Genomic DNA, 13,803 nt, shown 5'->3' with positions numbered 1-13,803 from the left:
GCCTCAGTCGCTGTAGTACTCGCTGCGATGCCGATCCGGGCGGGCGCGGTTGAGCACCGTGCCGAGGATGCGCGCGCCACCCGACTCGAGCGACTTGATGCTCTTCGCGAGCGCGGCACGACGAGTCTTCGTCGCGTCGACGACGAGGATCACGCCGTCTGTCTGGGTTGCGAAGAGGTTCGCATCGGCCACGCTGAGGATCGGAGGAGAGTCGATCACCACGTAGTCGTACTCCGCCGCGGCGAAGTCGAGCAGCTGCGCCATGCGCGCCGAAGTGAGCAGCTCTGCGGGGTTCGGAGGCACGGTGCCCGCGGGCAGGATGTCGAGCGTGCTGTCGGCCACGCTGTGCTTGGCGACCTCGAACTCGACCTCGTCGAGCAGCACGCTCGTCAGCCCGATCGAGCCGTCGATGCCGGCGTGTTCGTGAGCCCGCGGCCGCCGCATGTCGGCGTCGATCAGCAGCACGGAGTTGCGCAGCCCGGCGAGGGTCATGGCCAGATTCACCGAGACGGTCGACTTGCCCTCGGAGGGCATGCCCGACGTCACCAGCAGCACCTTCACCCGCGAGGAGACGTTCGCGTAGGCGAGCGCCGAGCGGATGCGACGGAACTCCTCCGAGGTGTGGCCCAGTGGCTCCTGGGCCACGGCGATGCCTCGCATGGCCAGCAGCGGAGACTTCGAGACGACGCCCAGCACAGGATCGCCACCCGCCTCGGTCAGCGTCTCCTCGGTGCGCATGCGGGTGTCGAGCACACCGATCAACGCCGCGATGGCGAGTCCGAGGACGGCACCGAGGAAGCCTCCGAGAAGGGCATCCCGAGGCTTGCTCGGTGTGAACTGGAACTCGGGCACGACGGCGTCATCGATCACCTGCGCGGTGATCGTGGACTCGCCCTGCGGGTCTTTGGGCGCCACGTCCTTGACCACGATGATGAGCTGTTCAGCCACGGCGTCAGCCAGCTCGGCGGCCGCCTTCGCGTCATCGGTGATCCCCGTGATGCGCAGTGTCACGGTGCTCTGCGGGATCGTGACCTCGATGTCGCGCGCGAGAGCACGCGGCGTCGTGTCGAGACCGAGCTCCTCGATGACGGGATCGAGCACCCGCGAACTCGTCGCGAGCTGCGCGAAGGAGAGCATCTGGCTCTGCGTGTACACCGAGCCCTGATTGAGGTCGGATGCGCTGGTGCCCTGGTTGAGAGCGAAGTACAGCGAGGTCGTCGCCTGGAAGAGCGGAGTCTGCAGAGAGGCGTAACCGTAGGAACCTGCGGCCCCGACGACCCCGAAGAGCACGACCATCCACCAGAACTTGCGCAACGAGCTGGCGATGACGCGCAGACTCACCCGGCTCTCGCCCATGACTCCCCATTCCCCCCTGAGACTTCGATTCTAGAGGAGTGTTCTCTTCGACGACTTCATGATTGCCCAGGCACTGCTCTGCGCCCTGCTGCAGGCGCGAACGGATCGGCTGATCCCTGCCGCAACTCCGAAGGCACTTCACGCGCTCCGCGCAGCATGTCGGCGTCACGGGCCCACGTGATCGCGAGCCCCACGCAGAACCAGAGGAACATGCTGTACTGCGTGATGAGCGCGACGACCACCAGGCTCGGCAGCTGGCCGACGACGGCGATCGACGCCGGACTCCGGGTGGAGCGCCGCACGGTCATGATCGCCGCGCAGACGAGGGCCGCCATGATCAGAAGGGTCGGCACATAGCCGTACCGGAGCAGGGTGAGGACGAGCGCGTTGTCGACCGAACGTGCGAAGTAGCCGAGGTAGTAGTCGCCCGACACGAGCGAGTGCCAGTCGCCCGGGTTGCCGAACAGCTGCACCTGCTGGAGGAGGACGAGCAGATCGGTGCGATAGTCCGCGCTGCCGCCGGCTTCCTCCCCCGCCGCCCCGAAGACCGAGTCGATGATCGGGATCGCGATGGCGGTGCCGATGACACCGGCGACGACGACGGAGATCCGGAACTTCCTGGACACCCCGACGATCAGGAAGGTGGAGAGCACGAGCGTCAGCACGAGGGTGAGCTGACCGGCGCGACTGAAGGTCAGCACGGTCGCCACCGCGAGGATCACCACCCCGCCGATCTTCGGGATCAGCCGCCACTTGGTCGCCACGACGAACGCCGACGACATCGCCAGTGCCGCGCCGAGGGCGATCGAGTGCCCGAAGGCGCCCTCGACCCTCAGCACACCGCCACGCTCTTGGAGCGGGCTCCACGTGTCGTAGACCACGCCTGATCCGGGGATCAGGACGAACGGGTTGAACGAGGTGAAGAACTCGACGATGCCGAGGACCGCCGCGACGATCGCGACCACGGCGATCGTCGACGTGACCCACTCCGCGCCGATCCGTGCGAGCACGACGCGACCCCAGAGGTACGGGATCACCCATTCGAGCAGTGCGGCGACGAGCGACGCGAGGTCGACCGTGCCGAAGCCGTACAGCCCCACGATGACGATGACGAACGCCACGACCCAGGCATCCGCAGCACGCAGCGGTACCACCGACCAGTTGACGATGATCATCAGAGCCGTGAGTAGAGTGATCGCCGCCCAGTAGAAGCCCACGTTCACACCGACCCAGAGCGGCACGAAGAAGAGCACGCAGGCCCACACCACGAAAGCGGTGCGCGGAAGCAGTCGGAGCACGAACACGACGATGGCCACTGCTGCGATTCCTCCGACGGCGAGGAGCGCGATCGGAACAGCAGTGGCCATGCGTCAGGATCTTACTGGGGCGCGGTGACGCGGAACGAATCGAACGAGACGTTCAGCGGCGCCGTCGAGCTGCCCGACCGGTTGCCGCTGAGACCGACGGAACCTGCCGCCAGCCCGGTCGCGTCCGTGGCGTTGAGCTGCCAGTTCGCCGGCTCCGTGGTGCCGGTCGCCCAGATCTTCGCCGAGATGGCGGTCGATGCGGACCCGGTGACAGACACCTTCAGGCTGTACGACGTGTTCGCCGCCCAGACGAGTCCGGGTACGGCCTGCGTCAGCAGCACCGTCCCTTCACGGTGGACCACGAGCCACACGGTGCCGTCAGGACGCAGCCACGCACGGGCGAAGTACTTCCCGGCAGCGGTCTGTCGCGCGATGACACCGATGTAGGCGCCACCGGCGGCAGGAGCCTGGTCGACGCGGAACTGCGTCTCGAGGATCGCATCGCCGATCGAGGTCGTGTTGAGCGTCGCGTGGCGGGTGTCTCCGGCGACCAGGCTCAGCTTGCCCTGGCCGTCGGCGACGGTCGCCGCCGCCTGCGAGCCCCCGGCGATGCTCCAGGCGCCGCCCGTGACCGCCGAGCCCCATCCGGGACCAGCCGTACGGTCGAACTCATCGCTCACCAGCGCGGCCGGGTTGGGTTCAGGCTGCGGGTCGACCGGCGGTGCCGTGACCGTGACCTGCTGGGTGGCGGTGTTGGTCGCACCCTTGTCGTCCGTCACCGTGAGGGTCACCGTGTAGGTGCCCGCCGCAGCGTAAGCGCGGGAACTCGTCGCTCCGGTGCCCGTGGATCCATCGCCGAAGTTCCAGGCGTAGGAAGCGATGGTGCCGTCGGAATCCGTCGATGCTCCACCATTGACGTTGACCGTCAGGCCCGTGGCCGTCGCCGTGAACGCGGCCGTCGGGGCGACGTTCGTGGGCTGGGGTTCGGGCTCCGGCTCGGGCTCCGGTGCCACCACGCCGAGGTTCTTCAGCGTGTAGTCGTCGAAGCTTGCGAGGTTGGTACCGGTCGCACTGCCCGCACGGTAGGAGAAGACGGTCGGCGCTCCGGCCGTCTGCAGTGCCGGCGTCGCGTCTGTCGTGGAGAGCTGCCAGTTGGCAGGCTCGGCGGCTCCGGCAGCCCACACCTTCGCGCGGATCGTCGTGGTTCCGGAACCGGTCGTCTCCATGGCGAGGTTGAACGTGCTTCCTGCGGTCCAGGTGAGACCGGCGACAGCGGTGCTGGCGATGGCCGTACCGTTGCGGTGGATCACGAGCCACGTGCTCCCGTCTGCTCGGTGCCACGCGAGCGCCCGGTAGCCGTTCGAACCCGAGCGGCGTGCACCGAGACCTTCGTAGGCGACGCCCGTCGACGGACCGGAGGCCAGCGTGTAGGTGATCCGTGCCGAGGTGTCGAGGAGCGACGTGCCCTGCAGCAGCATCTCGCGGGTCTCACCCGGCGAGAGGTTCACCCTGCCGACTCCGTCTGCAACGGAGGTGACGGCGGCCGAACCGCTCATGGGCGCCCAGGTGCCGCCGACATCAGCCGCACCCCAACCGCTCGAGACCACACGACCGAACGAGTCGGACGCGGCGAACACCTGCGCCTGGACCGTCACGGACTTCGTGACGCTCGCCGATCCGCCGAGGCTGTCGGTCACCGTCAGGGTGATGTCATGCGCGCCCGGCTGGGCGTAGGTGTGACCGGCGGTCGCGCCGGTGCCCGTCGCGCTGCCATCGCCCCAGTTCCAGGAGTAGGAGAGCGTCGCGCCGTCGGAGGCACTAGACCCTGCGGCAGAGACGTCGACGTTCATCCCCGACGCGGTCGAGGTGAAGGTCGCGACCGGATTCGCGTGGGTCGTGACGGCCTCTCGCGTGGTCGTGGCCGTGCCACCGCGGTTGTCGGTGACCGTCAGAGTGACCGTGCGCGTGCCCGCCGAGGCGTACACGTGACTGGCGACCTGGCCGGTCGAGGTCGAACCGTCTCCCCAGTTCCAGTCGTACGACGCGATCGTGCCGTCGGAGTCGACAGAGGCGGAGGCGTCCGCCGAGACCGAGAGCCCGGCACCCGTCACCTCGAAGGAGGCGGTGGGCAGCACGTTCGCCGCCTCGACCACGACGGGATTCTCGGTCGTGGTGGCCAGACCGTTGCTGTCCGTGACCGTGAGCTTGACGGTGTAGGTGCCGGCAGCCGCGTAGGTGTGCGAGGCCGTCGCACCCGAGGCCGTCGCCGAGTCGTCGCCGAAGTTCCAGCTGTAGCCGGTGATCGTGGCCGAGCCGGTCGGCGCGGACGCGCTGGCGTCGAACGCCACAGCGAGATCGGTCGGTGTCGCCGTGAAGGCGGCCGTCGGCGGCTGGAAGCCGTTGCCGATGCCGTAGTGCGTCTGCACCTGTGCTGCGGTCAGCGCGTAGGGGTATACGGCCACCTCGTCGAGGGCTCCCTTGAAGTACTTGGAGCTCGGCGCGGAGGGCCAGCTGGTGATGTTGTCACCACCGATGCGCCAGTACCCCAGGGTGTTCTCTGCGCTGGTCGCACCGGGCGCGGACGCGACGAGCGCGCCGTCGACATACAGCTTCATGCCGTCCGCGCTCTGCGTCGCCACCGCGTGGTGCCACGCGTTGTTGTTCAGCGCCGTGGAGTTCTGGATCGTCTGCGTGCTGCCCTGGTAGGTGCCGAAGATCAGGCGACCGTTGTTGGTCATGTAGAGATGACGGTCGTAGCTGGTGGAGTCACCAGAGGCCGCGTTCCCGTAGCCGATCAGCTTCCCACCGGTCGTGGTGTTGGTCTTGAACCACAGCTCCGTCGAGAACTCCGCGGGTGGGGCGACCTTGTTGGTCGATGCGACGCGGCCCGTGGAGGTGCCGGTGAAGGTCGATGCTCCTGTTGCCGTGTTCTCCACACCGGACGACGAGGAGGTCACACCCGAGCCGAACACCGGGGTGTTCGATCCCGCCCAGTCCTGCGGCGCGGTGCCCAGCGGGTAGTACAGCTGAGGGTTGTCATCGATCACCGTGTTGGTGTAGCTCGAGACAGCTCCCGACGCGACGGTCACCGACATGGCCTGGCTGCTCACCGTGTTGCCACTGGCATCCTTCGCGACGACGGTGTACTCCTGCTGCGAGCCCGGCGTAGCGGTCTTGTCTTCGAGAGTGACGGCCGGTCGCTTCCACCAGGTTCCATCGGCCGTGGTCGTGGCGACGGGCGTGGCCGTGCCGGTGCGCCGAAGCTCGTAGGTGAGCGTCAGGTCATCGCGGTCCCAGTTGGCCGGGATCGAGACCCGGACTCGTCCAGGGATGAAGGACTGTGCCGTGCCGGTCCAGTTGGCCGCCGAGAGACGAGGGCCGTCCTTGGCTCCGCCAGGAGGGTTCGTCGAGAAGCGCACGAGCCCCTCGAAGCGACCGTTGTTCACGGAACGGAACTCTCCGCCGATCGAGATCATGTTGCCGGTACCGGTGATGGAGAGTCCGGCCTGTCCCATGCCCGTCGTCACACCGACAGCCCAGTCGGGCGTCCAGGCGTACGGCGACGGACCGGGGGTTCCCGCCCAGTTCTTGTAGGTGCCACCGGCTGCCGGCTGGTTGCCGAGCGTTCCGCGAGCATCGGCCGTGTACGCCTCCGAGTAGCGGTGCGTGCGCGGGCTCTGCTCGGGGTGCAGGCTCATCGTGCCGCAGGCGTGGGTGTGGCTCGTCGTGTAGACGACCTTGCCCGTCGAGTAGACGCCGTAGTGGTCGCCGAGGCAGTCGGCGATCCAGCGGACTTGTCCGGTGCCGGCTTCCGCCGCGAAAGTTCCCTCGAGGTTTCCGGTGGCGGCGTCGGCGTAGACCCAGCCGGTGCCGTAGACGGCCGTCGAGTCGGCGGCGAGGCCGAAGATGCCGGCCTTGCCGGAGTTGCTGCCCGTGTTCGAACCGTTCTTCACGGTCTGCGGCAGCGCCCAGGACGAGTCCACGGCACCGGTCGTCTTGTCCAGCGCGACCGTGCCGCGCATGGTCAGGTCGCCGTTCACCTGCGAGAAGCGACCGGCGGCGATGACGTTCTGACCCGCGGGGTCCATGACCATCGCATCGACCTGGAGGTCGGTCTGCGGAGCCCAGTTCAGCAGGGCGCCGTTGGTGGCGCTGAAGGCGGCGAGGTTCTTGCGGGCGGTGCCGTTGCCCTGGGTGAACAGACCGCCCACGTAGACACTCGATCCGGAGGCCGCGAGGGCGTAGACGCCACTGCCGCCGATCGACGGCGAGAAGCCGGGGACGAGCTGGCCGGTCGTGGCGTCGAGGGCCGCGAAGTTCCAGCGTGCCTGGCCGTTGACCGAGTTGAACGAGCCGCCGATGTAGATGCGGGTGCCGTCGGGCGACGCGGCGACGGCCTTGATCACGCCGTTCACCTGCGGGGCGAACGAGAGCAGCTGACCCGTGTTGATGTCATAGGCGAGAACGTTGGAACGCGCCGTCAGGCTGGTGCCGGGTGCGGCCAGGGGTGCACGGGCGTTGTCGAACTTACCCACCGCGTACACGGTCGACCCGATCATCGCCTGAGCCCAGACATAGCCGTTGTCGATCTGCACCGTCGGAATCGGGTCGGACGTGACGACGTTGTCGTCGCGCTGCAGCAGGGGCGGTGGCGTCGACGGGACGTCTGCCGACGCCGCCTGCGCGCCCAATGTCGTCATGCCTGCGACGAGCAACGCCGCCGTCACGACAGACGCAAGCGCGCTCAGCGCCCGCCTCGTGGTCGATGTGTTCCCCATAGTGACTCCCCAGCCGCCAGTTTTCTTCTTTGAAAGTGAGTTAGTGCAAGAACGAAATACCGAAATGTTGCGATGGTGCGCGTGTGCGAGCGTCAGGAAAGCTGGCCGGCGAACGTCGCCACCGGCTCCCCCGCCGCGTAGTTGACGCTGATCTTCACCGAGCGCCCCTGCGTCGGATCGAGCATGAACACATAGGTGCCGGTGGTCTTCGCACCGGCGGCGAGCTCACCCTGCAGGGGCTTGTTCGGGCCTGCAGTGGTGGCGACCCCGATGTCACCGTCGTCTGTGACGAGGCTGACCACCGCGGAGTCGACGCTCTGTGCGCGCTTCGAGTCGTTGGCGACCGACAGTGTGACGACGACCGCAGACCCGGCGTACTCGCCGGGTGTCTTGGGCTCGATCGTGGTGGTCGAGATCTTGTCGATCGTGACGACCACGTCGGTGGAGAGAGTGATCGGGGCGTCGAGCGCCCCGTTCTCCTCCGTGAGAGCCGGGCCCTCGGTGGGGCCCTCGGCCTCCGCGTCGGCGGGCGGCGTCCAGTCGGTGGTGCTGGTGCCCTCAGGCGCCGGCGTCTCCGACGCGTCTGGCGCTGCGGTGCAGCCAGCCGTCACGAGTGCGAGCGCCACCAACGGCGCGACGAGTATCGCGCGTAGCGATCGCGAAGTGCCGTCCCCAGAACGGCATGATGAAACGTTGAACACTGCAGCTCCCCAGAACCCAGATTCCCCATCCCAAAGCCCCCTCGGCTTCGGGTCCCCTTCAACCGCGCAGAACGCGGCGTCGGCTAATCGTAGTGCGAGGAGCGGAATATCGCAAGTGTTCACTCAGGACGAATGGCGCCGATGTCCTCCGAGTTGAGCGAGGATGGTCGCGACGGAGGCCTCGACCTCCGCGACCGTCTCCAGGTGTCCGCGGCTTCCGTGGCGATCGGCGATGCTCGTCGGATCGACGGTCGTGCGGCCGCCGAAGAGCTGCCGCAGGCGGGCGCCGACGCCTCCGGACGGAGTCAAGGGAACGGCTCGCGAGCGGGCCCGGTCGAGATGGGCGACATACTCCGCCACCCGATCGGGCGCGGACGACGCGAAGCCCTCGCCGAGGTGGGCGGCTTCCTTGATCGTGAACATCCAGTCACGGGACCGCGGCGCGAGTCGCACCAACTCGCCGCGGATGTCGCGCGATGCCGTGAGCACGATGCTCGCCTGCTCGATCTGCTCGATCGTGACCGGCGTCGCCTGGTGCGCCTGGGCCTGGGCCTGCCACTGCGCGTCGTCATGCAGCGACGCCACGGCGGAGCAGATCGGATCGCCGTCGTTGACCCGGACACCGGCGCTGCTCACGGAGAGGGGGGAATCCGCCCCGAGTCCGCGCCGCAGTGCGAGTTCGGCCAACGGCGATCGACAGACGTTGGCGGCGCAGACGACCAGGATCCTCTCGTCGGTCATGCGGACGCACCGAGCCTTCCGATCTCGCGGAACCACTTCACCGCGGCGAGCGCGAGGAACAGGACGGCGGCGAGGCAGAGCGCGCCGTAGCCGAACAGGAATCCCGGGGTCCACCCCCACAGCACGAACACGAGGCACACGAGGCCGAAGTCGGTCGGCAGCAGGATGAGGGAACGCACCAGGGTTCCCCCGCCGCGCTCATGAGTCGACGCCACCGCATGCTTGCCCTTGAGCAGGTCGTTGAGGAGCATGCCGGAGAAGGTGGTCGTCGCGACGATGCTGAACACGATGGGGATCAGCAGAAGCAGAGGCGTCTCCGGAACGACACGGTAGAGCCCGATCAGCACGGCCAGATGCAGCGAGGCGATCTTGAGCGTGTCGATGAAGTGGTCGAGCCACTCGCCCTGGGGGCTTCCACCCCCACGCAGACGTGCGACCTGGCCGTCCGCGGAATCCCAGGCATACCCGAGCACCAGAAGGAGGGCGATCAGGAGTCCCATCGGCACGTTCACCGGCCCGAAAGCGATGAGACCGATCGCGACGAACGAGTGCACCGCGCTGATGATCGACACCTGATTGGGGGTGAGCCCGATCCGATAGGCGACGGCGGCGAGCACCCTCCCGATGCGGCGGTTGACGTACACCGAATACGCGGGCGCCCCGCGGGCATGCCCCTTCTGCGCACGCGCGAGACGATGGTAGGCGTCTACGACCATTTCCTGCCCTTCTGGACCGATGTGTGCGTCCGTGCGATCCGGCGAGCCTCGCGCACACCGCGGAGGTAGGCCCGGATCGGCGCGGCCGACTGGATCAGCTGTCGACGTCCGCCGCGGAGGATGACCTCCCTGGCCGTTCGGGGAATCGAACGGCGCCAGCGCTGCACGGCCGCGTCATCGAGATGGCGCACGGCGTACAGCATCCGGTTGCGGATGTTGTAGTAGTAATAGCCCTCGGATTTCGCCCGTGAGGTCTCGGGCTCCGCGCGCTGCGTCCCTCCCTCGTCGTGCACCGCCCTGGCGTCTTCGACGAGCATGAGGGAACCGCCGGCTGAGACCACCCGACGCGAGAAGTCGACGTCTTCCCAATACAGGAAGTAGTCGTCATCGAAGCCGCCGGAGAGCTCCCACACCTCGCGCGTGATCCACAGGCAGGCCCCGCTCAGCCAGGGCTCGAACGGCTGGGTGTCGCCCTCGACGCGCTTGCGACGAGCGCGCATGGTGCCGTCGTGGAGCAGAAGGTCGATCCCGGCGAACCACGTTCTTCCCTCCGAGTCCGTGATCATCGGCGACGCGAGCGTCGTGCGCGAGGCTGCGGTGGCAGAGGCGAGTCGATGCAGCGAGTCGCGGTCGATGTGCGCATCCGGGTTGATCACGAGCACATCGGTCGCCCCTTCGGCGAGCGCACGCGTCACTCCGAGGTTGACGCCGCCACCGAAGCCACAGTTCGCCTCCGGCTCCATCAGCATCCAGTCGTGCTCGCGCGCGATGTCCTGCGCGGCGCGACGCTCGTCCGCGTTCGACCAGTTGTCGACGACGATGACGAGAGCGTCCTGCGCGATCGCTCGTGCTTCCCGCTCGACCGTCACCAGGTTGCGCTGCAGAAGCGCGGCCGAGGCGTAGTTGACCACGACCACGGCAAGCCGTCCGTGCACGATTGACACGCGATCCTCCCCCCGGATCCGGCTCGCGGATCGCCTCGGGCGCCGGTCGAATTCCCCAGAGTCGCGACCGACGTCGACTCCCAGGACAAAGACTATACGCGAGCCCGCTCCGCAGACCGGTCTCAGGGGTTCACGATACGATGAGCCGGCGTCGGAGTCGAGGCGCGCTACTGCCATGGGGATGGGGCGGATGACCAGGGGACCGGAATCGAACGACATGATCGCGGTGACGATCGGCGTACCTACGTATCGGAGGCCGGAGCTTCTGGAGGCACTGCTGCGCACGCTGCCGTCGCGCATCGCGGAGTGCGACGACCTCGGCATCGCGGTGGACGTGCTGGTCGTCGACAACGACCCTGCAGGCTCTGCCCGCGAGGTGGCCGCAGGCGCGGACCTTCCGGTGCGCTACGTCGTCGAGCCCGCACCGGGCATCGCCGCAGCCCGCAACCGGATCCTGGATGAGTGCGTGGATCGCGATCTGGTCGCCTTCATCGACGACGACGAGATCCCCCGGGAGGGATGGCTCTCCTCGCTCATCGAGGTCTGGCGCGAGCACGGGGCCGACGCGGTGATGGGTCGCGTGATCTCGGTCTTCGACGAGGACGTCGATCCGTGGCTGCTCGCATCCGGAACGTTCCGACGACCGCCCAGGCAGACGGGCACCGTGCTGCAGGTGGCCGCCGCCGGCAACCTGCTCCTCGACCTGCGGTCCATCCGCCGGCTCGGGCTGCGCTTCGACACGTCCCTCGGCCTGGGTGGTGGCGAGGACACTCTCTTCTCCCGCCAGCTCGCCCAGCGCGGTGGGTTGATCGTGTGGTGCAACGAGTCCGAGACCGAAGACCTCGTGGTCGCCTCGCGGCTGAGCCGATCCTGGGCGGCGCAGCGCGCGTTCAGCTCGGCGAACGCCGGCACTCGCATCCAGCTGCAGTTGACCGAGGGGAAGGCCCGGCGCGGCGTCCTGCGATTGCGGGCTCTGATCGGCGGTGTCGCGCGGATCGTCGTCGGCGGTCTGCGGAGGACCTTCGGAGCCCTCACCTCGAACATCACCCACCACGCCAGGGGGACCCGCCTGGTGCACCGCGGCCGCGGTACGATCGCCGCCGCCCTCGGCCGCCGCTACGACGAGTACCGTCGCCCATCGGAGGATGACACGACCATGACCGATACCGGATCGACCATCCGCGTGATGCAGTCGCTGGGCGCTCCGCGTCCGACGACGAACCCGTACAACAAGATGCTCGATGAGGCACTCGGCTCCACAGAGGGCCTCACCCGTCTGCGCTTCTCCTGGGGCACGGCCCTCTTCGGGCGCTACGACGCCTTCCACTGGCATTGGCCGGAGGCGAAGCTGCACGGGTCCACGTGGTGGAAGTCCACGGGCAAGTTCCTGCTCACCGCAGCACTCGTGTTCCGCCACCGCCTCTCGCGCCGCATCGCTGTGGTGCGCACGGTTCACAACATCGAGCTTCCGGACGACAATGCGCCGCGGCTGTGGCTGCTGCGCTTCATCGATCGCCACACCGACTACCGGATCGTCATCAACGAGACGACTCCGCTCGCGCCCGGCACCCCCCACAGCCTGATCCTGCACGGCGACTACCGCGGCTGGTACGCGAAGTTCCCCGCGGCGGAGCGGGTGCCGGGTCAGCTCGGGTCGTTCGGTGGAATCCGTCGCTACAAGGGGCTGGAGGGCTTCATCGACGCGTACGGCGAGGCGGTCGCCGTCGAACCGGCACTGAGCCTGCGCATCGGCGGACGCCCGTCCACCCCCGAGCTCGGAGACGACCTCCGCGCACGCACCGCAGACCTGCCCGGAGTGTCGCTGCACCTCGACTTCCTCAGCGACGCCGAACTCGTCCAGCTCGCCACATCATCCGACCTCATCGTGCTGGCCTACCGCTTCATGCACAATTCCGGCAGCGTCCTCGCCGCCCTGTCGATGGACCGCCCGGTGCTCGTCCCCCGCAACGAGGCGAACGAGGCTCTCGGACGCGAGGTCGGCCAGGAGTGGGTTCTGATGTACGACGGCGACCTCGACGCTCCTACGGTCGTCGAGGCCTGGCGTGCCGCGACGACGCTCACGGGCTCACCCGATCTCTCCCGGCGCGACTGGGCCGACGCCGGTCGAGCGCACGCCGATGCGTTCCGCGCGGCCGTGCGGGTGAAAAGACGCGGCGCGAAGCACTAGAGCGCCCCGACCGTCGTCGGCTCGAGGTCAGATCGCGGGCAGCAGTCCTCGCGCCAGGGATGCGACCATGATCTGCGTCGTGAAGTGCTGTTCCACCTCGATGCGGCCGTTCTGCCCGAGCTCTGCGGCGTGCGCCGGATCATCGAGCAGGCGGAGCACGGCGAGGGCGAGCTCCGCCGGATCCTCCGGGGGGACGAGGTGTCCGGTGCGGCCCTCGCTGACGTACTGGTGCATCCCCGGCGTGTCGGTGACGACGACAGGACGGGCCGTCGCGAGTGCTTCGAGCGCCACGGTCATCCCGGAGGCGTGCAGGTTCGGTCTGGTCGGTATGACGACGACGCTCGCGGTCGCGTAGAGGTCGCGGAGTTCCGCGTGCGGCAGGTGCCGGACGACCTGCACCCCCTCAGGCGGGGCGAGGTCCGACCGCGTCTGCACCACCGCTTCGGTCTCGGGACGGATCGCGAGGATGCGAGTGAGCGCCGCGAAGAGGGTGGCGGGATCGCGATCCCTGTCGTTGCCCACGCTCACGATGCGCGGACGGGCCGGATACGGCCTCGGAACGAAGAACGCGCTGTCGATTCCGAAGGGCACGGCGAACACCCGAGTCGCGCCAGACCCCAGCATCCTCCGCACGGGCTCCACCTGAGCTTCGCTGAGCACCCACGCAGCCTCGGCCCGCCCCAGCATCGAGACCATCCGCGTCGGCGCATCGCCGGTCTCTGCCATGTCCGTGAGCCAGATCACGCCGGTGGCGAATCGGGTGCGCGGATGGGTCGTCTGCATCCGATAGGCCGTGTTCTCGTCCCAGGTGAGCGCGAGCCCGTCGACGGGCCGCGGCCCGACCGCGAATCGAGCACGGGCTCGAGCGATCCGGCCGGGTGGGGCGAGATCGATCAGCTCGACGTCGGCATGGTCGCGCAGCGCGTCGAGGCCGTAGGGCCAGATGCTGGGCACCTCTCCCCTGGCGTGGCTCTGCTCCCAGGTGCGCACCGACTGTTCGGCACGATGCACCCAGGTGAGAGACAGCGAGGGACCGCCCTCGGATTCCACGAGCCAACTATGGACCTCCCCA

General features: G+C 68.2%; 9 protein-coding genes. 1 reads left to right on the top strand and 8 read right to left on the bottom strand.

Going from position 1 to position 13,803, the window contains the following annotated elements:
- Nucleotides 1-3: 3 nt before the first annotated feature.
- From ACP699_RS14335 to ACP699_RS14305, 7 genes are all read right to left on the bottom strand, one after another.
- Nucleotides 4-1,356 carry a polysaccharide biosynthesis tyrosine autokinase gene (locus tag ACP699_RS14335; protein ID WP_017831458.1) on the bottom strand — a complete coding sequence of 451 codons (1,353 nt, stop codon included), beginning with the start codon at nt 1,354-1,356 and terminating at the stop codon, nt 4-6.
- A gap of 56 nt (nt 1,357-1,412) precedes the next feature.
- Nucleotides 1,413-2,723 carry a hypothetical protein gene (locus tag ACP699_RS14330; protein WP_055876788.1) on the bottom strand — a complete coding sequence of 437 codons (1,311 nt, stop codon included), beginning with the start codon at nt 2,721-2,723 and terminating at the stop codon, nt 1,413-1,415.
- A gap of 11 nt (nt 2,724-2,734) precedes the next feature.
- Nucleotides 2,735-7,441 (bottom strand): PKD domain-containing protein, encoded by a 4,707-nt coding sequence (locus ACP699_RS14325; protein WP_426171960.1) that lies wholly within the window; start codon nt 7,439-7,441, stop codon nt 2,735-2,737.
- Nucleotides 7,442-7,533: 92 nt separating this feature from the next.
- Nucleotides 7,534-8,067 carry a DUF4352 domain-containing protein gene (locus ACP699_RS14320; RefSeq protein WP_055876782.1) on the bottom strand — a complete coding sequence of 178 codons (534 nt, stop codon included), beginning with the start codon at nt 8,065-8,067 and terminating at the stop codon, nt 7,534-7,536.
- Between the two features lie 198 nt (nt 8,068-8,265).
- Nucleotides 8,266-8,883: a hypothetical protein gene (locus ACP699_RS14315; RefSeq protein ID WP_426171958.1), complete on the bottom strand. Its 618-nt coding sequence runs from the start codon at nt 8,881-8,883 to the stop codon at nt 8,266-8,268.
- Nucleotides 8,880-9,599, bottom strand: a complete 720-nt coding sequence (locus tag ACP699_RS14310; RefSeq protein ID WP_426171956.1) for a CDP-alcohol phosphatidyltransferase family protein — start codon at nt 9,597-9,599, stop codon at nt 8,880-8,882. Before ACP699_RS14310 ends, ACP699_RS14315 begins: the two co-directional genes overlap by 4 nt.
- A complete protein-coding gene (locus tag ACP699_RS14305; protein ID WP_426171954.1) occupies nt 9,590-10,543 on the bottom strand; it encodes a glycosyltransferase family 2 protein in 954 nt (317 codons plus the stop codon). Before ACP699_RS14305 ends, ACP699_RS14310 begins: the two co-directional genes overlap by 10 nt.
- A gap of 190 nt (nt 10,544-10,733) precedes the next feature.
- On the opposite strand from ACP699_RS14305, the gene ACP699_RS14300 reads away from it, so the two are divergent.
- Entirely contained in the window at nt 10,734-12,731 is a 1,998-nt protein-coding gene (locus tag ACP699_RS14300) for a glycosyltransferase (protein WP_426171952.1), read from the top strand.
- 27 nt (nt 12,732-12,758) lie between these two features.
- On the opposite strand, the gene ACP699_RS14295 is transcribed toward ACP699_RS14300, so the two are convergent.
- A complete protein-coding gene (locus ACP699_RS14295; protein ID WP_426171950.1) occupies nt 12,759-13,781 on the bottom strand; it encodes a glycosyltransferase family 4 protein in 1,023 nt (340 codons plus the stop codon).
- Between the last annotated feature and the right edge of the window lie 22 nt (nt 13,782-13,803).

Origin of the sequence: Microbacterium sp. DWRC1-3, from assembly GCF_049896645.1 — a bacterium.
GTDB classification, from domain to species: domain Bacteria; phylum Actinomycetota; class Actinomycetes; order Actinomycetales; family Microbacteriaceae; genus Microbacterium; species Microbacterium maritypicum.
This window is presented reverse-complemented; position numbering and strand designations above follow the sequence as displayed.

Bases quoted from the DNA above. Each gene is read 5' to 3' on its own strand.
- ACP699_RS14335 (WP_017831458.1), bottom strand. From the start codon at position 1,356: ATGGGCGAGAGCCGGGTGAGTCTGCGCGTCATCGCCAGCTCGTTGCGC.
- ACP699_RS14330 (WP_055876788.1), bottom strand. From the start codon at position 2,723: ATGGCCACTGCTGTTCCGATCGCGCTCCTCGCCGTCGGAGGAATCGCA.
- ACP699_RS14325 (WP_426171960.1), bottom strand. From the start codon at position 7,441: ATGGGGAACACATCGACCACGAGGCGGGCGCTGAGCGCGCTTGCGTCT.
- ACP699_RS14315 (WP_426171958.1), bottom strand. From the start codon at position 8,883: ATGACCGACGAGAGGATCCTGGTCGTCTGCGCCGCCAACGTCTGTCGA.
- ACP699_RS14310 (WP_426171956.1), bottom strand. From the start codon at position 9,599: ATGGTCGTAGACGCCTACCATCGTCTCGCGCGTGCGCAGAAGGGGCAT.
- ACP699_RS14300 (WP_426171952.1), top strand. From the start codon at position 10,734: ATGACCAGGGGACCGGAATCGAACGACATGATCGCGGTGACGATCGGC.